The organism is Acetobacter sp., from assembly GCF_047723915.1.
Taxonomy (GTDB): Bacteria; Pseudomonadota; Alphaproteobacteria; order Acetobacterales; family Acetobacteraceae; genus Acetobacter.
This window is the reverse complement of record NZ_JBDOBQ010000012.1, coordinates 62,345-84,033: the sequence shown is the minus strand read 5'-3', so window position 1 is coordinate 84,033 and position 21,689 is coordinate 62,345. Positions and strand designations below refer to the sequence as shown.

Sequence of the window (21,689 nt, the reverse complement as noted above, 5' to 3'; positions counted from 1 at the left end):
GCCATGCGCGCGCCCCACAGCCCCGCGGCGGGGGCAAGCAAGGCATGCCGGACACACAACACATGCCGGGACGTCGCGCTTGGCGGAAAAAAAGAGCCCATGCCTGCAAGGCAGCCTGCTCCTGCCGCGATCCTGTGCAACGCCATCACTCTTTTGCAATCCGCCCGCGGTTCTTGCCGGATCAGACCGGCGACAGGACCATATCTAGCGCAGGAAGCTGACGTGAACCTGAATGATGGCGCAGTCTACGGCGCGCATGCCCGGCAGGAGTGAGCGGACACACCCGCCAGTTGCATCACGGGACGGACAATATGGCCGACGCGCTCAGGGACCGCGTGGTGGTGGCAGCCTGCCTCAGTCCAGTCGGACGGAGGGACGCACCAGCGTATCCAGCCAGTCGGCCAGGCAGGACATGAGTCCGCGCGGCAGGCCGTACAGTTCAACCTGATGCTGGCGATAAAGCATCATATGGCCAAGCCTTGCTGACAAACCGTGCAGCCATCCACCGCCGAAAACCGTGCCGCCGGGCAGGGTACCCCAGCCATTATAGTCACCCAGCGCGACAATAGCCCCCTTGTTGCGGAAAACGCATGAGGGCACGGGTGTTCCGTTGCGGATAAGGGCGGGCAGATGCCGGGCCAGATGGTGCGCCTGCTGCCGCGCGACCTGGGCCGTGGGCGGCAGGGGTTCGTCACGAATGAACGAACAGTCCCCCACCGCGAATATCCGTTCATCGTCCACCGAACACAGGTTGGGCTGCACGATAATCTGGCCCGACCGGTTCAGTGAAAGACCGCCGAACTGGGCCGTAACATCCGGCGCCTTGACCCCCGCCGCCCACACACGCAGCGTCGCAGGCACGTAAGACCCGTCCTTGAGCGTAAAGCCCCCCGCATCCGCCCCCGACACCATGGCGGACGTGCGCACATCCACTTTGATGCGCTCAAGCTCCTGCCTGGCTGCCTCGGACACCTGTTCGGGGAATGCGGGCAGGATACGCGGCCCGGCTTCGAGCAGGGTGATCCTGAGCCGGGGCGGGTTTTTCTCGAACGAATAAAGCCGCACCAGATCGAGTGCCTTGTGCAGTTCGGCGGCAAGCTGCGTGCCCGTGGCCCCACCGCCGACAATGGCGATATCCAGTTCCGCGTTCGCGGCAAAGGCCCTGAGCAGTTCCATGCGGAACTTCTCGTTGAACCCGTTGGCCTCGATCAGATTGTCGATGAACAGGCAGTGTTCGGCAACGCCGGGCGTGCCGAAATCGTTGGCGCAACTGCCAATGGCCAGAACCAGCGCGTCGTAATCCACCGTGCGACCGTCAAGCACCACTGACCCGTCAGCGGAGCGGAACGGCCCCAGCACGGCCTTGCGGTTCAGGCGGTCGACGGACACGACCTCACCCGGCCAGAAATCGAAATAATGATGGCTGGCCTGCGACATGAAGCTGATACGGTTGTTCTCGTTCTGCACCGTGCCCGCCGCAAAGCAGTGCAGCATGGGTTTCCACACATGGGAGAAGCTTTTGTCGATCAGGGTTATGCGCGCAGCCCCCTGCTTGCCCAGGGTCTTGCCCAGCCGCGTGGCCAGGGCCAGGCCCGCAACACCACCACCAACAACGAGAATTTCAGATTTTTCAGCCATCGCAGTACTAAAGATCCGTTTAAAAGACACCGTAAACACAGGCCCCGGCGCACCGGACAACCGATACGCCCGCACCTAAACAGATCGGTAGAAACCTAGTTTCTTTCCACCGCTGCTGACAAGCGAATTCTGGGCCGCCCGCGGCCCCGCCTGCCCCGCATCGCACGCACCTGGGGCGCGCAGAGCCCCCCCGTTCAGGAACGGGCCTTACGGGTATGCGCCCGTGCAAGCCGATCAAGAAGACACAACCCTGTGGGCCATTCCCCCAGCGCTGCGTCGCTGCCCAGATGACCGTAGCTGCCAGCGGGCAAAAATTCAGCCCCCCAGCATTGGGCCAGCATTCGCCCCCGCGCGAACGCCAGCCAAGGATCGTTATCGCTCGCAACCACAATAGCGGGAAAAGGCAGCCCCCCGCGTGGCAGGGGCCTGAAATCCGCCACACGGGCCATGTCCGGGCCGCTGTATTCTTCCGTATCGGCGGGGGCCACCAGCAAAGCCCCGGCCACGTTACAGGCCGCGCGGGGGTTTTCCGCGGCCCAGCGCGCCACCAGCACGGAGCCCAGACTATGGGCCGCCAGCAGTACAGGCCGGGTCGCCCGCTCCACCGTGCGGCCCAGCCGGTGGCTCCAGGCCGCATAATCCGGGTCCGACCAACTGTCCTGCTCCAGTCGTATGCAGGCGATCCCGTGCGCAGGCAGGTGACGTTCCCAGGCCGTGTGCCAGTGCAGGGGGCCGGAATTGTCCAGCCCCGGCACGGTGACAACATCAAAGGCCTGTAAAGACGCGGGAGGTGACGCAGTATCTTGAGGGGACAGGGTTAAGGGCATCTGTACAATTTCAACAGGTGTGACACGGTGCAAAAGCAGACGGGTCAGGAACAGGCGGGCGACAGCCCCGACAGACTGGCGTTCAAGCGGGCTGGAGTTTAGCCGGACCGGCGGCATCGGCATAGACGGCGCGGCACCTTGCAGAACAGACCACTACAGGTTCAGCCGTCACTGGCCAAACTGTCTATATGCAATATGACACGAAATGCCTATCAGATTGATCCCGTAATGGTTTTACCCCTGTATCGTCATTTCCCATGCGAGCGGAGCATCCCCATGTCAGAGATCAAGAACGACTTCGACTGCGCCACAACCATGCGCGCCGGCCGCTACTGGATGCCGTTCACGGCCAACCGGTACGTCAACACGCAGGGCAACGCCCGGGTTCTGGCTGCCGCACAGGGTGCATATTACACCATGGGGGACGGCCACAGGGTTTTCGACTCCCTATCCGGGCTGTGGTGTACACCCCTTGGCCATGGCAACCCCCGCATTGCCCAGGCCCTGTACGACCAGGCCACAAGCCTTGACTTCGCACCCTCCTTCCAGCTTGCGAACCCCGGCGCGGTGCGCCTGGCCGAACGGATCGCCAACATGGCGCCGGCGGGGCTGGAGCATGTCTTTTTTGCCAATTCCGGGTCCGAGGCAGTGGATACGGCACTGAAAATCGCCATCGGTTTTCACAAGCTGCGTGGCGAAGGCGGGCGTTTCCGGCTGATCGGGCGTGAACGCGGCTATCATGGCGTGGGGCTGGGCGGCATGTCGGTGGGTGGGATCGTGCCCAACCGCAAGATGTTCGCGACTGTCATGGTCCCTGGTGTGGACCATATCCGTCACCCGTACGACCACGCGCGCATGGCTTTTTCCAAGGGGCAGCCGCAATGCGGAGCGGAGATGGCCGACGATCTGGAACGCCTGGTGGCCCTGCACGATGCCTCGACCATCGCCGCTGTCATTGTCGAACCCGTTCAGGGCTCCACCGGGGTGCTCGTGCCCCCCGTGGGCTACCTGCAACGCCTGCGCGAAATCTGCACGAAACACGGTATTCTGCTGATTTTTGATGAAGTCATAACGGGCTTTGGCCGCATGGGCGAAAACTTCGCCGCCCAGCGCTTTGGCGTACGCCCGGACATGATCACCTTCGCCAAGGCGGTCACGAACGGGATCGTGCCCATGGGGGGCGTGATCGTCACACCCGAAATTTACAACACCTTCATGACCGGGCCTGAAAACGCCATCGAATTCGCCCATGGCTATACCTATTCCGGTCACCCGCTGGCGGCTGCCGTAGCCAATGTTGTGCTCGACATCATGGAGGAGGACAATCTGCTCTCCCGCGTGCGCGCACTCGAACCGGTGCTGGAAGAGGCCATTCATGCCCTGCGCGACCTGCCCCATGTGCATGACCTGCGCAATATCGGCCTGACCGCCGCCATAGACCTCAAACCGCGTGACGGTAAACCCGGCGCGAGGGGGCTTGAGGTGTTCGAACAGGGCGTGCAGCATGGCCTGCTGTTGCGCGTGACCGGAGACACCATTTCCTTCGGGCCTCCGTTCATCTCCACCCCGGAGCAACTGCGCGACATGGGTGCGAGCCTGGGCAGGATCATCGCCGCCCTGGCCTGATCAAAACACTACGCACCCGCATTTCTGAAAGGATAACGAAACCATGCCCCTTCTGCACTTCCACGTGAACACCGGCCGCACGGAAGCCGAGATCAAGACCCTGCTCGACGCCGCCCATGACGCCATGCTGGAAGCTTTCGAGGTACCGGCGCGGGATCGGTACCAGATCGTCTCCGAACACAAGCCATCGCACATGATTGTGGAAGATACGGGCCTGGATATTCCACGCACGAAGGACGTGGTGCTGCTCCAGGTTTTCAGCCGCCCGCGCGGGGCTGAAAAAAATGCCCTGTTCTACCGCCTTCTTGTCGAAAAACTGGAAGCCGCCTGCGGTATCAAACCCTCGGACGTCATGGTGTCCGTCGTGGAAAACGAGGATGCCCACTGGTCCTTCGGGCTGGGCCGCGCCCAGTTCCTGACCGGCGAACTTGGCGGCAAGCCCGCCGCCACCTGACGCCAGCCCGCGTCAGACCCGGGTGCGGGGCACCCGGGTCGTGCGGGAGCGGGCGGCAGGCCGCGGGGCCGACGCCCCGACAGCCTTTTCGGGCTGCTTTTTCGCCTTCGCGCGGCCTGCCACCCGTTCTGCCCCGCTGCCGTCGAGCGTCATGGACGCCGTGTAGGTTTCGCGCATGAAGTCGATAAAATTCTGCTGGAACTGGCGTGTATGCATGTGGGCCAGTCTTTCGGCCTCATCCGCGTCTTTTGCCGCGATGGCATCGAGCATGAGCTGGTGTTCTTCCGTCAGCAGGTAGTTTTCGTTGCTGCGTTCCAGATAGGCAAAATGCAGGTGCAGCATACGCTGGCCCTGGTTCAGCAATCTTTCATAAAAATCGATAAAATAGGCGTTCCGGCCCGCATGGGCTATGGCCAGATGAAACTGCTTGTTGGCTTCGGACATGGCCAGATGTTCGCCGCCCTCCACCGCCTGGATAAAAGCAGCCTGCCGCGCCTGGATCGTTTTTAAGTCCCCCTCGGTACGACAAATTGCCGCAAGCCGCGTATTGGCGCGCTGGGCAAGGTCCAGTGCTGCGACATAACTGGGAAAACTGGCAATATCGATCGGCGCGACAACCGTGCTGCGACTGGCCAGCATAACTACCAGCCCTTCCCCCGCAAGACGGATCAGTGCTTCGCGCACGGGTGAGCGCGACAGGCCGAAGCGTTCGGCCAGTTCCGTCTCGTCCAGCATTTCCCCCGGTTTGCGGGCCAGCACCAGTATGTCCTCACGCAGGGTGTCATAAACAAGCTGCGAACTGGAACGCCGGGGCTGACTGGAGGAGGAGGATATGGCCATGAGATGCGTGTGGTCCGTCAAGCTGGTTATCGGGATAAGTCTTGCACACACGCCCCGGAAACAAAAGCTGCAAGTCCAGTATCCACCCACGCGCGGGCAGCGGAAAAGACTGGGCGACTCCATTCACGGCTCTTGTCATGGCGACCTAATGTCGACATAGTATCGACAGAAATGATGTCCCCGCACGCTTTTGCGCCCCGGCATGCGGGGCCTGCCACGTCGCGCGCCATACCCGTCACCCTGCGGTCCCATGGCCACCCGGCTCAGGAGAACGACATGAAAAACATTGACGTAAAAGGCATACTACCTGCCATTGTCACGCCTTTTGACGAAAACGACAAAATCAGCTTCCCGGTTCTGGAACAGGTGGTCGATGCCCAGTTCGCCGCAGGTGTCCATGGCCTGACGCCCATGGGGTCCACCGGCGAATATTACGCCATGACCCCGACCGAACGGGCGGACGTGCTGCGTGCGGTAAAAGAGGCGGCAGACGGGCGTGGGCTGCTGATTGCGGGCACCAATGGCGGCTCCACGCGTGAAGTGCTGGAGCATACCCAGGTCGCGGCCAGGCTGGGCTACACGACAGTACTGCTGCCCCCGCCCTATTACTGCCTGCCCACACAGGACGAACTGCTGGCGCATTACCAGACCGTTCTTGCGGAAACCGATGTCAATATCATGCTCTACAACTTCCCGTTGCGCGCGGGCGTTGAGGTGGGGTACGAGGTCATGGACGCGCTGGCAGAGAACCCGCGCGTGCTCGGCATCAAGGAAAGTAGCGGTAATCTGCTGCGTGCGCTGGAAATAGACCGCCGTTACGGCGACAAAATTCCCCTGTGTTGCGGCAGCGACGATCAGGCGTTCGACTTTTTCCTGTGGGGCGCCAAAAGCTGGATCTGCGCACCGGCCAACTGCCTGAGCGCGCCGATCGTGAAATTCTACAACGCGTTCACCGCCGGTGACCTTGCAACGGCCCAGGCCGTGGCGCGTGCGATCTACCCGGTCATGAACGACATGGAGGCCGGTAAGTTCGTGCAGAAAATCAAATATGGCTGCGAACTGCTCGGCCTGCCCGTGGGCCTGCCACGCAAACCGCTGCTGCCACTGAACGAGAATGAGAAAAAGGCTTTTGGCAGCCTTTTGCAATCCGTTCTGTCCGCAACCGCCTGACATGAGCACGCGGGCCGATACCACCCCAACCATTGTCGTGGGCGCGGGCATTATCGGCTCCGCCATCGCACTGGAACTGCAAAGCCGGGGGCAGGACGTGCTGCTGCTGGACCGCGACACCCCCGGGCGTGGCGCGTCTTATGGCAACATGGCCAGTATTGCCGTAACGGAGTTCCTGCCGACATCCCGCCCCGATGTCTGGCGGCATATCCCCCGATGGCTGATGGACCCCGCAGGCCCCGTAAGCATTGCACCCCGTTATGCACCAAGGCTGCTGCCCTGGTTCTGGCGTTTCCTGCGCAATAGCCGCCCCGGAACGGTCAACGCGCTGGAGGCTTTGGGGGCGGCACTGTGCCACCGTGCGCAGACCGACCTGCCGCCGTTTCTCAAACTCGCAGGGGCCGAGGACCTGTTATCGGAAACAGGCTGCCTGTCTCTTTATGAAACCGAAGCGGCATTCCGGGCCGATTCTGCCCATCTGGCAGCACTGGACCGGCACGGCTTTGCCTATACGCTTCTGGACGGCCCTGCCCTCCGTCAGCTTGAACCCGCCCTTGCATCCACCATGCACAAGGCGGTTTTGCTCCCGGCCAACCGCTCCATCGCCGATCCGTTCGTTCTGACGGGTCGCATTCTGTCCGCCCTGCTACAGCGTGGCGGCCAGATTGCACGCGGCCATGTTACGGATTTCATCCGTGACGGGCGCAGGGTTTCAGGAGTAAGGCTGCATGACGGCCGGGTCCTGATGGGCAAAAACGTCATTCTGTGCGCGGGGGCCTATACACGCGACCTTTCACGCCTGTTGGGCGAAGACATCCCGCTTGAGACAGAGCGGGGGTATCATAACCAGTTGCCATCGCCCGGCGTGCATCTTGCCCATTCCCTGATCTGGCCCGAACGCGCGTTCATGATAACCCCGACAGCGGGGGGCCTGCGTGTTGGCGGCACGGTTGAAATGGCGGGGCTCGAGGCTGAACCGGACTACAGCCGCGCGACCGCACTGCTCAGGCACGCGCGCCGTGCCCTGCCGGGGTTGCAGACACGCGGCGCCACGGTGTGGATGGGGCACCGCCCGGCCCTGCCCGACACGGTTCCCATCCTGTCGGCATCGGCCAGAGTGGGTGGCGTGTTCTATGCAACCGGGCATGGCCATCTGGGCCTGACCGAAGCCGCGACCACCGCACGGGTCATGGCCGACCTTGCCACGGGGGCACCACCCCCTTTCGATATCCGGCCCTTCCGGATCGACCGTTTCTGACACAGACCCCGCCGAATTTTTTCCCGGAACACAGCCGACATGCAGACAGAACTTTACATTAACGGACAATGGGTCGCCCCGGTGCTGGGCGGCACGCTCCCTGTCATCGACCCCGCGACAGAACAGGTTTTCGCCCATGTGGCGGCCGGTTCGGCGGCAGATATCGACCAGGCCGTGCATGCCGCGCGGGCTGCTTTCGATCACGGGCCGTGGCCGCGCATGCCGGGCAGTGAACGCGCACGCTACCTGCGGGCTTTTGCCCAGGCCGTTCGCGACCGTCAGGACAGGCTGGCCGCCCTGGAAGTGCGCGACAACGGCAAGCCCCTGCCAGAAGCCGACTGGGACATAGCCGACGCAGCAGGCTGTTTCGACTTCTATGCCAATCTGGCGGATGAACTTGCCCGCACCCCGGAGGAACCCATAGAACTGCCCGATACACGGTTTGTGTCCAAGGCCGTGCGGGAACCGCTGGGTGTGGTCGGGGCGATTATCCCGTGGAACTTCCCGTTCCTGATGGCGGTCTGGAAAGTGGCCCCCGCTTTGGCGGCCGGGTGCACGGTTGTTCTCAAACCCTCCGAACTGACACCGCTGAGCGCGCTGGAACTGGGCGCCATCGCGGATGAGGTAGGGCTGCCACCGGGGGTGCTGAACATTGTCAATGGCACCGGCCCGCAAACCGGCCAGCCGCTGAGCGAACATGCCGGCGTGGACAAGATCGCCTTTACCGGCTCCGTGCCGACGGGTTCGCGCATCATGGCGGCTTGCGCGCGGGATATCAAAACCGTCAGCCTTGAACTGGGCGGAAAATCCCCCTTCGTAATCTTTGACGATGCCCCTCTCGAAGATGCGGTGGAATGGATCCTGTTCGGCATTTTCTGGAACCAGGGACAGGTCTGCTCGGCCACGTCGCGCGTTCTCGTGCAGCAGGGCATTTACGAGCGCGTTCTGCAAAGACTGTGTGAAGAAAGCCGTAAAATCAGAATCGGCAATGGCATGGATAAAGGGGTTCTGCTCGGCCCTATCGTATCCCGCGCGCAGTATGACAGAATTCTGCACGCCATCGACAGGGCCCGCGACGATGGCGCCACGGTGGCCAGTGGCGGACGGGCAGCCCCGGGTCTGGACAAGGGGTATTTTCTCGAACCCACAGTGCTGACCGATGTACCGCTGGACAGTGCGGCCTGGACGGAGGAAATTTTCGGCCCGGTCGTATGCCTGCGCCCTTTTACGGATGAGGATGAAGCCATCCGCCTTGCCAATGACAGCCGCTTCGGGCTGGCGGCGGCGGTCATGAGCACGGATTTCGAACGTGCCGAGCGCGTGGCCGCCGCGTTCCGCGCGGGTATTGTCTGGATCAACTGTTCGCAGCCCACCTTTACCGAAGCCCCGTGGGGCGGTTACAGGCAGTCGGGGATCGGGCGGGAACTCGGCCGCTGGGGTTTTGACAATTACCTTGAAACAAAACAGATTACCCGGTTTGTCGGTCAGGAGCCATGGGGGTGGTATATCGCATGACGCCTTTCCCCGCCCAAGCCCCCTGGCCGGTTCTGAAGCTGCTCCAGGTTCACTGTCAGGGTGAGATCGGCAAGGTGATCGTGGAGGGGGCGCCCCCCGTGCCCGGCGCAACCATGATGGAGAAAATGGCCGCCATCAACCACGGGCATGACAGCCTGCGCCGCTTCGTCACCCTTGAACCGCGCGCGCATGCGGCCATGTCGGTCAACCTGCTGGTGCCGCCAACCCGCCCGGATGCGGATGCCGGGTTTATTGTCCTTCAGTCCGATCGCGCCCATCCCATGTCGGGCAGCAACTGCCTGTGCGTGGTGACCGCCCTGCTGGAAAGCAGGCAGGTACCCATGTGCGAACCCCGGACCGTGCTCCACCTGGACACCCCGGCAGGGTTGGTGCGGGCCGTGGCACACTGCGCAAACGGACGGTGCCTGACCGTGACCCTGCGCAATGTGGCAGCCTTTGCACACCACCTGGCCCACCCGGTGAACACCCGAAAATGGGGCCGCATGGCGGTCGATATCGCGTTTGGCGGTGTCTATTACGCCCTGGTGAATGTGCGTGACATCGGGCTTGAAATCCGCCCAGAGCACGCCCGCGATCTGGCCGAGGCCGGTGCCGCCCTGAAACGCGAGATTGCAGCGCAGGTCAGCGTCAGCCACCCCGATCTGCCGGGGGTAGATACGATCGCCTATGTCATGTTCCGCGATATCGAACCCGATGGGGCTGTCCGCACCTGCACCATTCTGGACCCCGCCCGGGTTGACCGCTCACCCTGCGGCACGGGCAGTTCGGCCAATCTGGCAACACTGTATGCGCGCGGCCTGGTCCGCCGGGGGGATACACGTGTCTCACGCTCCATTGGAGGGGGAGAATTCACGTTGCACGTAGCCGATACCTGCACAGTCGGGGAGCATGCGGCCATTATACCCGAAATTACCGGCAGCGCCTGGATTTACGGGCGTGAGGAACTGCGCATCGACCCGACCGATCCGTTCCCGCAGGGCTTTGCCCTGTCCGACACATGGGGTGCGCCCGCATAGGTGCAAACCACCCGTGTTGCGGCTATGCTGGGCCAATGCACAACCGGCAGGGGCAGATCGTGGCGGGCAGACGCACCATAAAACAGGCAATACGCAATACCATATGTGTGGACCGCACGCGCCAGACACCCCTGGTCGTCCAGATTGTCAGCCAGATTACCACCTGTATAGAAAGCGGCGACTGGCCCGAACATGCCAGACTCCCCTCCATCCGGCGGATGGCAGCGCAATGCGATGTCAGCACGCTGACCGTCGCCAATGCCTATAACAAGCTGGTCGCCGATGGTTTGCTGGACGTGCAGGCGGCGCGCGGTTATTTTGTGGCCACCCGCCCGACAGCGGCACCCCCGGCCCCCACGCCCGGAACTATCAGACCCTCGGTCGATTCCCTCTGGCTTTTGCAGCGTATTTACGAAGAACCGTCGCAAACGCTCAATGCCGGATGTGGCTGGCTCCCGCCCACCTACCTGTATACCGACGGAATACGCCAGGCCGCCGCCGCCCTTGCCCGCAGGCCCGATCCCGAAATTTTCTCCTACGGCAACCCTTACGGGCACAGGGGGCTGCGCGAACAGATCCAGGCTTTTCTGCTGCGGGACGACGTGCCGTGCGACCTGGCGTCGATCATCGTGACCCACGGCGCCAGCCAGGCCATTGAACTGGCGACCCGCGCACTGACCCGGCCGGGCGATACGGTGGTGGTGGAAGAGCCCGGCTACTGCAACCTCTTTCCCGCCCTGACGGCATTGGGCCTGAACATGGTTGGCGTGCCCAGACTGCCGCAGGGCCCCTGCCTGGACAGTCTGCGCAAGGTGTTCGAGCAGTATCAGCCACGCTTTTTCTTTATCAATACCCGCATCCAGAACCCTACGGGCACCAGTTGCAGCCCTTACGTGTCACATCATATTCTCTCGCTATGCGAACAGTTCGGTGTGTTCGTCATTGAAGATGACACATTCGGCGCGCTGGACGACGAAAATTCCCCCACGCTCGCGCAGCTCGACCGGCTGCAACGTGTTGTCCATATCGGCAGTTTTTCAAAAACCATATCGCCCGGCATGCGTGTGGGCTACATGGCCTGCCCTCCCGCCATAGCAGCCTCCGTCCTGCGCCTTAAAATGGCCAGCAGCCTGACCAGCAGCAGTTTTTCGGAAACGATCATTCACCACATCATGTCCGACGGTCAGTTCCGCCTGCACCAGACACGCCTGAAAGAACGCCTGAAAGAGCGCCGCCGCCATATTGCCGCGGCCCTGGAAAGCAACGGCTTTACCCTTTATGCCAAACCCCGTGGCGGCATGTTCCTGTGGGCCCGCGCCCCTGACCGTTTCAATGTCCAGACCCTGACGGAAGCAGCACAGGAACGCGGAATCCTGCTTGCGCCGGGGACCTATTTTCATCCCGATCACCGCCCGTCCTCCTACCTCCGCTTCAATGTCGCCTATTCCGGCGACGAGCGACTGCATGACTTTCTGTCTGGCGGGTAGGCCCAGCCCATAATGCCCGTAACCACGCCTGGGCAACCGCATAGGCAGCCCCGTTTTGCCGTGCTAGCGTTGGCTGGCCATACCAGCCCATGGGTGCATTGGGCATAAAACGAAAGCCATGACCATGATGCGACGGATCAAGTGCAGGCGCGACCATGACCCATGCCGTCAGCCCGATACCGGGCATGGCCTGCCTGAAACCCGCCCGACAGGTCCGGCGGCCCCGTTCCGCGCTGCCGCCCTTCCGGCCGCAGTCGGGTGCGGCAACCGGTCGGGCTCCGTCACGGCATGAAGGATATCGTGCGCCTGGGGGCTGCTTTTATCGGGCTTATGGTCGGTGGGGGCTTTGCCTCCGGCCAGGAAGTGGTTCAGTTCTTTGACGCGTTCGGCCTTTATGGCCTGGTTGGCACAGCGGTGTCCGGCGCGTTCTTCATGCTGCTGGTCATGGAACTCTACACGATCGGCAGCCAGTTGCGCATTACTACCCACCAACAGGCCATGACGCAGCTTTTCGGCGCACGGGCCAGTTGGGCGGCCGATATCCTGCTCTCATTTTTCCTGCTGTGCATGATAACGGTCATGATCGCGGGCAGCGGGGCCTCGATCCATCAGCAGTTCGGCCCTCCCGCCTGGGTGGGATCGGCCATCATGGCCGTGCTGGCATGCCTGACCATGGGGCTGGATGTCAGGCGCATTGTCAATCTTATCGGTATCATGACACCGCTGGTGTTCCTTATGGTGCTGATCATGCTGGGGTACAGCCTGCACCAGCCCATCGCACCTGTGGCCGCACTGGAACAGGCCGCCCAACAGCAGCCGCATGCCGCAGGGCACTGGCTGGTCGCTGCCGTGCTGTATGTCTCCTACAATATTGCCGGGGCGGCGGCTGTTCTGCTGGTTCTGGGCGGGCAGGTGCCTGACCTGCGACTGGCCCGGCTTGGCGGGCTGGCGGGGGGTGGCGCGTTCGGCCTGCTGCTGGCAGGACTTGCCTTCGTGCTGTTCGTGCAGGTCGACGCCATAAGGGGGGCTGCCGTGCCGACACTGCTGCTGGCCGGACGGATTTCGCCGGTGTTCGGGGCGGTGCTGCTGCCGGTTATTCTGGTCAAGCTGTATTGTTCATCCGTCGGCATGACCTATGCCCTGTCGTCCCGCCTGGAAGAATATGGCCTGTCACGCCTGAAAGGTGCCGCGCTGGTTACCGGCTGCGCATGGGGTATGAGCCAGTTGGGCTTTGTCATGCTGGTCAAGGCGGTCTATCCCATGATCGGTTATTGCGGCCTGCTGATCATGGCTGCCACACTGTTCTCTTTCCTGCGGCGCAGGCGGACAGCGCGTGCCGACAGCCCCCGCGCCCAGGCCTGATGTAAAACGGCTTTTGCTTAATACTGGAGCATACGACGTGACAAAAACTGCACTTGTCCTGGGCGCCGGCATGGTCGGGGTGTGTACCGCATGGCATCTGGTCCGGCGGGGGTTTGACGTGACACTGGTTGACAGGCGCGCCCCGGGACAGGAGACGTCCTATGGCAATGCCGGGCTGATCCAGCGGGAATGCGTGGCCCCCCACCATTTCCCCCATGAACTGTCACGCATCGCACGCATTGCCCTGGGACGGGGGAACGACGTGCATTACAGCATGCGGGCCATGCCAGCGCTTGCCAAACCCCTGTTCGATTACTGGCGCGCCTCGGGCACGGGCCCCTACCCCACCATTACCCGGCATTACGAGGCAATGATCCGCCATTGCCTGACCGAGCACGACGCCATGATCGAAGCATCCGGCGCGCGCGACCTGATAAAACCGGGTGGTTTCAAGGTCGCGCTCCAGTCGGCCCAGGCCCTGGCCGAGGAAGCCGCGACAGCCGAACGCCTGAAGCGTGACTTCGGCATTGCCTCCGTTATTCTGGACAGCGACGGCCTGGGCAAAGCCGAACCCGCTTTGCGCCAGCGTTTCGCAGGGGCTGTGCACTGGACCGACCCGTGGGCAGTACGCGACCCCGGCGGGCTGGTGGGCCGTTACGCACAAGCCCTGGAACAGGCAGGCTGCACACTGGCCGTGGGCGACGCCACAACCCTTACGCAGGATACCAGCGGGTGGAATGTCAGAACCACCAGCGGCATTGTGCGGGCGGAACACGCCATTGTGGCTCTGGGCCCGTGGTCGAACGAGGTGCTGCGCCCCATGGGCTACCGCTTCCCGCTTTTTGTAAAACGCGGCTATCATACACATTACAAGGGCGATACGGGGCTGAGCATGCCGGTGCTGGACATGCAGGCAGGCACGATGATGGCCCCCATGACCATGGGCCTGCGCGTCTGCACCGGGGCCGAATTCGCCCCCCTGGGTGCCCCACCCACACCCGTGCAGATGCGCCGGGCAGAAGCGCGGGCGCGGGATCTGGTCGCCCTCGGCCCGGCAGTCGAGCCCACACCGTGGCTGGGCAACCGGCCCTGCCTGCCCGACATGCTGCCCGTCATTGGGGCGGCACCCAGCCATAAAGGCTTGTGGATGCATTTTGGCCATGCGCATCAGGGCTTTACACTGGGCCCTGTAACGGGGCGCCTGCTGGCGGAAATGATCAATGGGGAAGCGCCCTATTTCGACCCCCAGCCCTATTCCCCCACGCGTTTTCGGTAAAGCCTCCGCACCACCGGGCACGGCCTGGAGAACAATGGCGGAAGAACCCGCACACCGGGCGCGGCACATTTCGGCCCTGAAAATTCGCCCCTGAAACCGGCTGTCCAAAAGCCGGTTGCGTGCCCGGGCGACAAAGGATGCGCGTATTACCGCGTCGTTGCCTTCCAGGCCGCGAGTGCTCTCTCGCGTGCAAAACGGTGTTCGACGATCGGATGGGGGTAGGTTTCCCCCAGCCTGACACCGGCCCGCGCCAGATCCGTGACACTGGCCTGCCATGGCGCATGCAGGGCATGAGCCGGCAGGTTCCGCAGTTCCGGGACGAATTCTTTGATATACTCACCCTCCGGATCGAATTTTTCCGACTGCAACACGGGGTTCATGACCCTGAAATAGGGCGCCGCATCAACGCCGCTGCCAGCAACCCACTGCCAGCCAACAACGTTGCTGGCGGGATCTGCATCCACCAGCGTATCATCGAACCAGTGCGCGCCCTTGCGCCAGTCTATCAGCAGGTGCTTGGTCAGAAACGACGCCACCACCATCCGCACCCGGTTATGCATCCATCCGGTGGCCCAAAGCTGGCGCATGCCCGCATCCACCAGCGGGTAGCCTGTCTGTCCACGGGTCCAAGCCGCAAACAGGTCTGCCTCGTTCAGCCAGGGCATGGCGTCGAATTCGGGGCGAAAATTCTCGCGGGCAAGATCAGGCCTATCGAACAGCAGATACCACGAAAAATCCCGCCATCCGAGTTCGGACAGGAATTTTTCCAGATCCTGGCTGGAAATTGCCCCGCGCGCGCTCAGCACCGCGTTTTTCGCAGCGTGCCATATCTGGCGCGGCGAAATATGGCCGAACCGCAAATAGGGCGATAGCCGCGAGGTCGTGACCCCATGGGGACAATCGCGCAGCGTGGCGTAGCCCTCCAGCCCGTCGTTCAGGAACGTGTGCAGGCATGAGAGGGCTTTGTCCTCCCCCGGTTGCCACGTAGCCCGCAGACCACCTGCCCAGTCGGGCGCTGTGGGGACAAGCCCCAGTGCGTCAATCCCCCGCGAGCCAATTCCCAGCGCGCCAGTCGTTGTCGTGCCTGATAACGGCCGGCAGGACACCTGTTGCGGCGCATGCAGTGCTGGGGCTGGATCGCCCATTTCCATCGCGGCACGCCACCACGCCGTAAAAACCCTGAACCGGCCGCCTGCCCGTGTCTGAATGGTCCAGGGTTCATGCAACAGGCTGGCCCCGAAACTGGAGGCCCCAATGCCATTGGCCTTGCAGAACGCCTTGACCTGCGCATCCATATCGCGCTCGGGCAGGGCGTAACGACGGTTCCAGAAAATTTCGGCGGGCTGGAGATGACGCAAGAGGTCACACATGGTCTCAACGGTGGAGCCGCGCAGGATCAGGAGAGCGCCGCCATGCACCGCAAGGGACGTGTGCAGCGCGCGCAGTCCACCGTCCAGCCACCAGCGGGCCGCGGCCCCAAGCGGCAATGCCGGGTCATGCACGAACACGCACACAACCGGCAGTCCTGTATCCACCGCGGCCTGAAGAGCCGGGTTATCCGCAAGACGCAGATCGTCCCTGAACCACATGACAACACACTTGCCGCCAGCAGCGGTGATGTTGGCGGTCTCTGTTCCTGTCGCGCTCAAACCGGTCTGTTCCTCATCCCGCCCCGTCTGCGCTTTAGTAGCCGTCACGGGTCAGTATGGAAACAGGCAATCCCCATACCGGTATGGCAGGCGCATGGCATGCAGGCAGCAACCACCGATCGACCGAACCTGCCGAACCGGTTGGCCCGCCTCCCCCACCAGACTCCGCAACAGAACATGACCTGCCGAACTCCCTTTAATTTTAAAGGCATTTTAACCAAGAACTGCAACAGTAACGCTCTGAGGCAGTCGGCAAAAAAGTAAATATTACACTTTTTTGACCAAAACACTTTAGGAACACGACATGATACCTCCCCCTCCACCAGAAGACTCGTCCAAAAGCCAATATCCATTAATGGAATACAAAGGAGTTGGGTTTATACTGGCTTTCTGTTCCGGTCTCATGAATGCATGGACGTTCTACCATGCCCAGACTTTTGCCACCGTGCAGTCCGGCAATGTCGTGCAGATTGGCTATCGACTGGCCCAGGCAGACTGGACGCCATTCTGGTATTCCGTCGGGGCCGTTCTTGCTTTCGGGCTGGGTTCGGCGGCCTGCGGCTTTGTCATGACGGATAACCTTAAAGCCGGACATAGATTTACTTCTGCCATTTTGTGGTGCGAATGCGTTTTATTAACGGTTATCGGCATTCTATCCGTTCTGAAAATTGTCGATTATCCGATATTCGCCCTGATTATCAGCTTCATTGCCGGAGCCCAGGGCAATGCCTTTCATAAGGACCATGGCATGCTGTACGGCAATGTGGCCGTAACCTTTGTCGTGCAGATGGCCTTTAATTTCCTGGCCCAGAGTTTTTTTAAAAAGGACGGCATTCATAACGAATCCAACCTGATGTGGGCGGGCGTGTTTTTTCTTGTCCTGTTCGGCTTTGCGCTGGGTGGCGCCATTGGTGCGTTTCTCGACATGAACGTTTTCGACAACCTGTCTCTCTTTACCGCCTCCGCCGCCTTTATGGGCCTGGCAATATCGGCCACCCGCAGCAGAACGGATGCCGACCCCGCCCCCGGGGCGACATTCGTATAAACCAACACCCACGCACTGCCTGCATGCCGCTCATGCTTCATGACGGGAACATGATTATCCAGTCTATAATTTTTTGCAAAACACCATAATACGAACAACTTTCTCCAAAGGATGCGTTCACATGAACCAGTTACCGCAGCCCATTATCGGCACCAGAGGTGCGAATATTGCCGGCCCCCGCAACCCGGAAATCGAAGCCCAGAATCCCGATATCTTCCTCCCTCCCGCGACCGATTGCGGCGGCATTCCCAACCTGAAATTTCCGTTTGCCATGGCTCATAACCGTCTTGAAGACGGCGGCTGGGCACGAGAAATCACATGCCGTGAGATGGGCGCCCTGAAAGAGCTGGCCATTGTCAACATGCGTCTGTCACCCGGCGTGGTGCGGGAAATGCATTGGCACAAGGAAGCGGAATGGGCTTACGTCCTGAAAGGAAAAGTCAGGTTTTATCTGATCGATGACCAGCGTCAGACCCTGATCGAGGATCTTGAACCCGGCGACCTGTGGTTTGCTCCGGCAGGCTTTCCGCATGCCATTCAGGGTCTTGAGGAAGGAACGGAATTCGTTCTTGTCTTCAATGACGGTAATTTTTCCGAAAACCAGACCCTGCTGGTGACGGAACTGTTCGCCCACATCCCCCGGGAAGTCCTGGCCAAGAACTTTGGCCTTCCCGAAGCCGCGTTCAACACCATTCCAGCCCATGAGAAATACATTTTCCGCCAGCCTGTTCCGCCCCCGCTTGAACAGGTGCGCAAGGACCTTGCCGCCACACATTATACGGACAAGTATGTGTTTCGCGCGTCGCAAAAAGCACCGACAGCTTACCCGGGTGGCGCAACCCAGATTATCGACTCCCGCAATTTCGATGTCACAAGCCTGGCCGCGTTGCTGATCGACCTGGAGCCCGGGGGACTTCGCGAAATTCACTGGCACCCCGATGCCGACGAACTCCAATATTATATCAGCGGCAAAGCCCGCATGACCGTTTTCGATGCCGTCAACAACGCCCGCACATTTGATTTTGTGCCCGGAGATGTCGGCTATGTTCCCAGAACGCTTGCGCATTACATCGAAAATATCGGCGATGAGCCAGTGCGGGTCATCAACGTCTTTCATACAAGCCAGTATAAAGATATCTCGCTGAACAACTGGCTGGCGCTGACACCCCCTGAACTTGTCAAAGGGCATCTGCAGGTCGATAACACGCTTATCAAAGCACTCAGACCCACACGGCAACCTGTCGTGAACGGCAAGAACACGGACGCCAGTTAAGCCCCCTGAACGATCGGACAAAAAGCGGATTGCCGTTTCCGCTGACGTATCGGCTGCCCCTTAAAACGGCTCCAGTCCGGGGGCAGCCGATTGCACTGACTGTGCGGTGTGACAAAAGCCAGTTTTTCCGGAATTACAGCGATTGTTCCCTGAAGGGTCTATCGCTGTAATCTGAAGACTTCGAAGCGTGCAGGAAGCAGCCAAAATTTTTGTCGCCTCTGTAACACATGACCGTATCACACAGCGGGAAGCCAAAAATTTTGTGCTTTAAAATCAACCACTCAGGTGGCGTGGCGGAGAGAGAGGGATTCGAACCCTCGGTACGCTATTAACGTACACACGCTTTCCAAGCGTGCGCCTTAAGCCGCTCGGCCATCTCTCCAGCGCGAGAGAGGTAATAGCAAGATTATCGGATCAGGCAAGAGGGAAAGCGCATGCATGCGTGCTTTTTTGCTGCCTCACCGCTCTGCCCGCCCGCCCCTGCTCGGTGCGGATGGCCCGGGCGCTTTCAGCCATGCAGTTCTGCCCTCGCATGCCGGATGAACGCTGCAATGGCCGATGGGTCCTTGGTTCCGGGGGCACTTTCCACACCGGATGATGTATCGACCGCGGGGGCACCGGTTTCGCGTATGGCAGCACCCACGTTTTGCGGTGTCAGGCCGCCTGCCAGCATCCAGCGGAAATCCGGCTGCCAACCTGCCAGCAGTGACCAGTCGAGTTGCTGCGCATTACCACCCGGGCGGGTTGCGGATGCTGGTGGACGAGGTTCGACCAGCACCCGCTGGACAGACGTCTTGGCCGGCAGGTCGGTGCGCGCCGCAACGGGGCGGGACAGCCAGACCGGCAGGCCAAAATGCTGGCCAATGGCGCGGGCCTGTTCGTCATCCACGCCGTAAAGCTGGAGAATGTCGAGACCGACATGGCGCAGGGTGTCTGCTATGGCCTGTTCATCGGGTTTCACGAACAGGCCCACGCGGCCCGGCCCCCCTTTTGCACGGGCAGAAAGCAGCGCTGCCTGCGCGGGCGTGACAAAGCGGGGAGAGCGTTCAAAAAACACAAAGCCGACCCAATCCGCTCCATATTCCAGACAGGCGTCAAACCCCGCAGGTTCGGTCAGCCCGCAGATCTTGACGCCCGATACGGGATCAGCGCTGGTTACCATGTTCAGCCAGCCAGTTCCGCCGCAATGGCCGCCGCAGCAGCAGCAGGGTTTGCCGCCTGGGTAATGGGCCGGCCCACCACAATCCAGTCTGCTCCGGCCATGCGCGCCTGTGCTGGCGTCATAACCCGTTTCTGGTCGCCCATTTGGGCTCCGGCCGGGCGAATACCGGGGGTGACAAGAACGGGACTGCCCCCCAGTGCGTCACGCAGCAGCGACAGTTCATGCGCGGAGCAGACCAGACCGTCCATACCCGAACGCACGGCCAGCCGCCCCAGCCGCCCGACCTGGGCCGCCGTGCCATCCGGCACACCAATGGCTGCCAGACCCTGCTCATCCATACTGGTCAGCACTGTCACCGCCAGCAGCACTGGCCGTTCCCCTGCGGGAAAAGCCTCGTCACAGGCCTTGCGGGCCGCCTCCATCATTGCCTGCCCTCCGCTGGCGTGCAATGTCAGCATGCGGGGCCGCAGACCGGACAACGCCTTGATGGCCGACGCCACGGTATTGGGAATATCGTGCAGTTTGAGGTCCAGAAACACCTCACGTTCCGCCGCAATCGCAGCCACTGGGCCAAAACCCGCCGCATAGGCGAATTCCATGCCCAGTTTGACCATGCCCGCCGCACCATCCACCGCTGTTGCCCATTGCCGGGCCTGCTCCGGGCTTTGCGTATCGAGTGCGACAATCAGGCCCGTATGGCGCGCGGCATCAGTCATGGGCCACGCCTCCGCCCTGCGTAATCGCGGGTGAGGTCTGATCGTCTACCCCGGGGTGAGAGGGCTGCGGCGCGAAAGCCTGCATCTGGGCCTGAAGCTGGGCTTGGAGCTGCGCCTGCACCTGGGTGAGCTGGGCCTGGAGTTCACGCACCTGCAATTCTGCCTTGCGGGCGCGGCGGCGCTGGCGCAGCTCCACCACCCACAGGCAGAACGCCCCCAGCAGAAAGGCCAGCGCCGCGACCAGCAGAGCCAGCACACCGGCCGAGCTTTTCCAGCTATAGGTCAGCAGCCACATATCCAGCGGGTCCTGATTACTGGCGCTGAAAACAACAAGCGCCAGCAGGAACGGAACGACAATAATAAGCCTGATCATGCCAACACTCGTAACCTTAACAGCCCCAAAGAACAAGGCGGATCGCCATGGCGCATCATACCGGCGACAAGCCCCGGATGACTATAAAAACAGGTGTGTATACACTTTGTTAGCAGCCCCACGCCTATGCCTGAACATGACACCATGCAGGCATGCAGGCCTGTACGTATCAGGGGCCTTTTCGTCATGCCGCGCCAGACCGCTCTGCCCAGCCCGCCATGCCTGCCATACCCGGAAAGAACATATCGTCTGCCCCCCGAGCCTGAAAACTCTGCAAGCCCCCGGCATGGCCGGGCCGCCTTGTGACCGCGCCCGCATCCGTGCCGTTGTGGATGGCGTTCGACCCCCGATGGTACAGGCAGGACTACGGACCGCTGCACCCCGATCTGGAATCGCTCTCTGACGCAGCACTCCAGCACTGGTACGAAACACAGGGCGCGCTGTCGGGTCATTCTCCCAACCGCTATTTTTCGGAGGAATGGTACCGCCTGTCCTGCCCCGAGGTCATGAGCGGCCTTGCAACAGCCCGTTACCGTTCGGGCTTCGAGCACTATTGCCACACGGGTTTTCGGACATATGCCCCCCATTACCTGTTTTCCGAACAGCTCTACCGCGCCCGCTACCCGGACCTGACAGACACCAGCCTGCAAGCAGGCGGCTACATGAACGGGTACGACCATTTTCTGCGCGTGGGAGATGGGGAACAGCGATCGGGGCATACGTTCTTCGACCCGGTCTACTACCTGCGCCATCGCCCGGCCGAGTCCGCTCTGGCCGCGTTACCGCCCTTTGAGGCCCTGCTGCATTCCAGCCCCGCATTACCCGACACCGTTCGCCTGTCACGCCATTTCGACCCGGCCTGGTACGCAGCCCTGCGCCCCCAGGCAGTGCAGATGGTCAGGCGGGGCCTTGCCCCCAATCTGCTGCACCAGTTCCTGGGCACCTTTACGCCAGCCTTTTTCTGAGGTTTTCTTGCCCGTC

At 61.7% G+C, this 21,689-nt stretch carries 19 protein-coding genes and 1 tRNA gene; 12 read left to right on the top strand and 8 right to left on the bottom strand.

Annotation, left to right across the window (positions count from 1 at the left end; translation table 11 throughout):
- Positions 1-354 precede the first annotated feature (354 nt).
- Together ABF990_RS08590 and ABF990_RS08585 are read right to left on the bottom strand one after the other, a co-directional pair.
- Positions 355-1,638 carry an NAD(P)/FAD-dependent oxidoreductase gene (locus ABF990_RS08590; protein WP_415491650.1) on the bottom strand — a complete coding sequence of 428 codons (1,284 nt, stop codon included), beginning with the start codon at positions 1,636-1,638 and terminating at the stop codon, positions 355-357.
- 194 nt (positions 1,639-1,832) lie between these two features.
- Positions 1,833-2,588, bottom strand: coding sequence for an RBBP9/YdeN family alpha/beta hydrolase (locus ABF990_RS08585; RefSeq protein ID WP_415491649.1), 756 nt, complete (start codon positions 2,586-2,588; stop codon positions 1,833-1,835).
- A gap of 153 nt (positions 2,589-2,741) precedes the next feature.
- Between ABF990_RS08585 and ABF990_RS08580 the strand changes: the two genes are divergently transcribed.
- Together ABF990_RS08580 and ABF990_RS08575 are read left to right on the top strand one after the other, a co-directional pair.
- On the top strand, positions 2,742-4,091 hold the full coding sequence (locus ABF990_RS08580; protein ID WP_415491648.1) for an aspartate aminotransferase family protein: 1,350 nt from the start codon (positions 2,742-2,744) through the stop codon (positions 4,089-4,091).
- A 43-nt stretch (positions 4,092-4,134) separates the two neighbouring features.
- Positions 4,135-4,545 carry a tautomerase family protein gene (locus tag ABF990_RS08575; protein ID WP_415491647.1) on the top strand — a complete coding sequence of 137 codons (411 nt, stop codon included), beginning with the start codon at positions 4,135-4,137 and terminating at the stop codon, positions 4,543-4,545.
- A 12-nt stretch (positions 4,546-4,557) separates the two neighbouring features.
- Here the strand turns inward: ABF990_RS08575 and ABF990_RS08570 are convergent, their stop codons facing one another.
- Positions 4,558-5,385 carry a GntR family transcriptional regulator gene (locus ABF990_RS08570; protein ID WP_415491646.1) on the bottom strand — a complete coding sequence of 276 codons (828 nt, stop codon included), beginning with the start codon at positions 5,383-5,385 and terminating at the stop codon, positions 4,558-4,560.
- A 276-nt stretch (positions 5,386-5,661) separates the two neighbouring features.
- Between ABF990_RS08570 and ABF990_RS08565 the strand changes: the two genes are divergently transcribed.
- From ABF990_RS08565 to ABF990_RS08535, 7 genes are all read left to right on the top strand, one after another.
- Entirely contained in the window at positions 5,662-6,555 is an 894-nt protein-coding gene (locus ABF990_RS08565) for a dihydrodipicolinate synthase family protein (protein WP_415491645.1), read from the top strand.
- Position 6,556: 1 nt separating this feature from the next.
- Positions 6,557-7,813 (top strand): NAD(P)/FAD-dependent oxidoreductase, encoded by a 1,257-nt coding sequence (locus tag ABF990_RS08560; RefSeq protein ID WP_415491644.1) that lies wholly within the window; start codon positions 6,557-6,559, stop codon positions 7,811-7,813.
- Positions 7,814-7,852: 39 nt separating this feature from the next.
- On the top strand, positions 7,853-9,328 hold the full coding sequence (locus tag ABF990_RS08555) for an aldehyde dehydrogenase family protein (RefSeq protein WP_415491643.1): 1,476 nt from the start codon (positions 7,853-7,855) through the stop codon (positions 9,326-9,328).
- Positions 9,325-10,365 carry a proline racemase family protein gene (locus ABF990_RS08550; protein ID WP_415500501.1) on the top strand — a complete coding sequence of 347 codons (1,041 nt, stop codon included), beginning with the start codon at positions 9,325-9,327 and terminating at the stop codon, positions 10,363-10,365. The genes ABF990_RS08555 and ABF990_RS08550 overlap by 4 nt, the downstream gene beginning before the upstream one ends.
- Before the next feature lie 59 nt (positions 10,366-10,424).
- Positions 10,425-11,852, top strand: coding sequence for a PLP-dependent aminotransferase family protein (locus tag ABF990_RS08545; RefSeq protein WP_415491641.1), 1,428 nt, complete (start codon positions 10,425-10,427; stop codon positions 11,850-11,852).
- Positions 11,853-12,140: 288 nt separating this feature from the next.
- Positions 12,141-13,214: a hypothetical protein gene (locus tag ABF990_RS08540; RefSeq protein WP_415500502.1), complete on the top strand. Its 1,074-nt coding sequence runs from the start codon at positions 12,141-12,143 to the stop codon at positions 13,212-13,214.
- A 37-nt stretch (positions 13,215-13,251) separates the two neighbouring features.
- A complete protein-coding gene (locus ABF990_RS08535; protein WP_415500503.1) occupies positions 13,252-14,490 on the top strand; it encodes an NAD(P)/FAD-dependent oxidoreductase in 1,239 nt (412 codons plus the stop codon).
- Between the two features lie 146 nt (positions 14,491-14,636).
- Here the strand turns inward: ABF990_RS08535 and ABF990_RS08530 are convergent, their stop codons facing one another.
- Entirely contained in the window at positions 14,637-16,187 is a 1,551-nt protein-coding gene (locus ABF990_RS08530; RefSeq protein WP_415506544.1) for a cryptochrome/photolyase family protein, read from the bottom strand.
- 256 nt (positions 16,188-16,443) lie between these two features.
- On the opposite strand from ABF990_RS08530, the gene ABF990_RS08525 reads away from it, so the two are divergent.
- Complete coding sequence (locus ABF990_RS08525; RefSeq protein WP_415491636.1) at positions 16,444-17,184, top strand: YoaK family protein; 741 nt, start codon at positions 16,444-16,446, stop codon at positions 17,182-17,184.
- A 121-nt stretch (positions 17,185-17,305) separates the two neighbouring features.
- Positions 17,306-18,457 carry a cupin domain-containing protein gene (locus ABF990_RS08520; protein WP_415500505.1) on the top strand — a complete coding sequence of 384 codons (1,152 nt, stop codon included), beginning with the start codon at positions 17,306-17,308 and terminating at the stop codon, positions 18,455-18,457.
- A gap of 291 nt (positions 18,458-18,748) precedes the next feature.
- On the opposite strand, the gene ABF990_RS08515 is transcribed toward ABF990_RS08520, so the two are convergent.
- The 4 genes from ABF990_RS08515 to ABF990_RS08500 form a co-directional block, all read right to left on the bottom strand.
- Positions 18,749-18,839 (bottom strand) — tRNA-Ser (locus ABF990_RS08515).
- 126 nt (positions 18,840-18,965) lie between these two features.
- On the bottom strand, positions 18,966-19,619 hold the full coding sequence (locus tag ABF990_RS08510; RefSeq protein WP_415491634.1) for a phosphoribosylanthranilate isomerase: 654 nt from the start codon (positions 19,617-19,619) through the stop codon (positions 18,966-18,968).
- A gap of 2 nt (positions 19,620-19,621) precedes the next feature.
- Entirely contained in the window at positions 19,622-20,335 is a 714-nt protein-coding gene (gene pyrF, locus ABF990_RS08505; protein WP_415491633.1) for an orotidine-5'-phosphate decarboxylase, read from the bottom strand.
- A complete protein-coding gene (locus tag ABF990_RS08500; RefSeq protein WP_415491632.1) occupies positions 20,328-20,708 on the bottom strand; it encodes a lipopolysaccharide assembly protein LapA domain-containing protein in 381 nt (126 codons plus the stop codon). Before ABF990_RS08500 ends, pyrF begins: the two co-directional genes overlap by 8 nt.
- Before the next feature lie 302 nt (positions 20,709-21,010).
- On the opposite strand from ABF990_RS08500, the gene ABF990_RS08495 reads away from it, so the two are divergent.
- Complete coding sequence (locus tag ABF990_RS08495) at positions 21,011-21,673, top strand: glycosyl transferase (RefSeq protein ID WP_415491631.1); 663 nt, start codon at positions 21,011-21,013, stop codon at positions 21,671-21,673.
- Positions 21,674-21,689: the final 16 nt, after the last annotated feature.

What these genes read in the sequence shown, in the direction of transcription:
- ABF990_RS08590 (WP_415491650.1), bottom strand. Translation starts at nt 1,638, where the DNA reads ATGGCTGAAAAATCTGAAATTCTCGTTGTTGGTGGTGGTGTTGCGGGC.
- ABF990_RS08585 (WP_415491649.1), bottom strand. Translation starts at nt 2,588, where the DNA reads ATGCCGATGCCGCCGGTCCGGCTAAACTCCAGCCCGCTTGAACGCCAG.
- ABF990_RS08580 (WP_415491648.1), top strand. Translation starts at nt 2,742, where the DNA reads ATGTCAGAGATCAAGAACGACTTCGACTGCGCCACAACCATGCGCGCC.
- ABF990_RS08575 (WP_415491647.1), top strand. Translation starts at nt 4,135, where the DNA reads ATGCCCCTTCTGCACTTCCACGTGAACACCGGCCGCACGGAAGCCGAG.
- ABF990_RS08570 (WP_415491646.1), bottom strand. Translation starts at nt 5,385, where the DNA reads ATGGCCATATCCTCCTCCTCCAGTCAGCCCCGGCGTTCCAGTTCGCAG.
- ABF990_RS08565 (WP_415491645.1), top strand. Translation starts at nt 5,662, where the DNA reads ATGAAAAACATTGACGTAAAAGGCATACTACCTGCCATTGTCACGCCT.
- ABF990_RS08560 (WP_415491644.1), top strand. Translation starts at nt 6,557, where the DNA reads ATGAGCACGCGGGCCGATACCACCCCAACCATTGTCGTGGGCGCGGGC.
- ABF990_RS08555 (WP_415491643.1), top strand. Translation starts at nt 7,853, where the DNA reads ATGCAGACAGAACTTTACATTAACGGACAATGGGTCGCCCCGGTGCTG.
- ABF990_RS08550 (WP_415500501.1), top strand. Translation starts at nt 9,325, where the DNA reads ATGACGCCTTTCCCCGCCCAAGCCCCCTGGCCGGTTCTGAAGCTGCTC.
- ABF990_RS08540 (WP_415500502.1), top strand. Translation starts at nt 12,141, where the DNA reads ATGAAGGATATCGTGCGCCTGGGGGCTGCTTTTATCGGGCTTATGGTC.
- ABF990_RS08525 (WP_415491636.1), top strand. Translation starts at nt 16,444, where the DNA reads ATGATACCTCCCCCTCCACCAGAAGACTCGTCCAAAAGCCAATATCCA.
- ABF990_RS08520 (WP_415500505.1), top strand. Translation starts at nt 17,306, where the DNA reads ATGAACCAGTTACCGCAGCCCATTATCGGCACCAGAGGTGCGAATATT.
- ABF990_RS08510 (WP_415491634.1), bottom strand. Translation starts at nt 19,619, where the DNA reads ATGGTAACCAGCGCTGATCCCGTATCGGGCGTCAAGATCTGCGGGCTG.
- pyrF (WP_415491633.1), bottom strand. Translation starts at nt 20,335, where the DNA reads ATGACTGATGCCGCGCGCCATACGGGCCTGATTGTCGCACTCGATACG.
- ABF990_RS08500 (WP_415491632.1), bottom strand. Translation starts at nt 20,708, where the DNA reads ATGATCAGGCTTATTATTGTCGTTCCGTTCCTGCTGGCGCTTGTTGTT.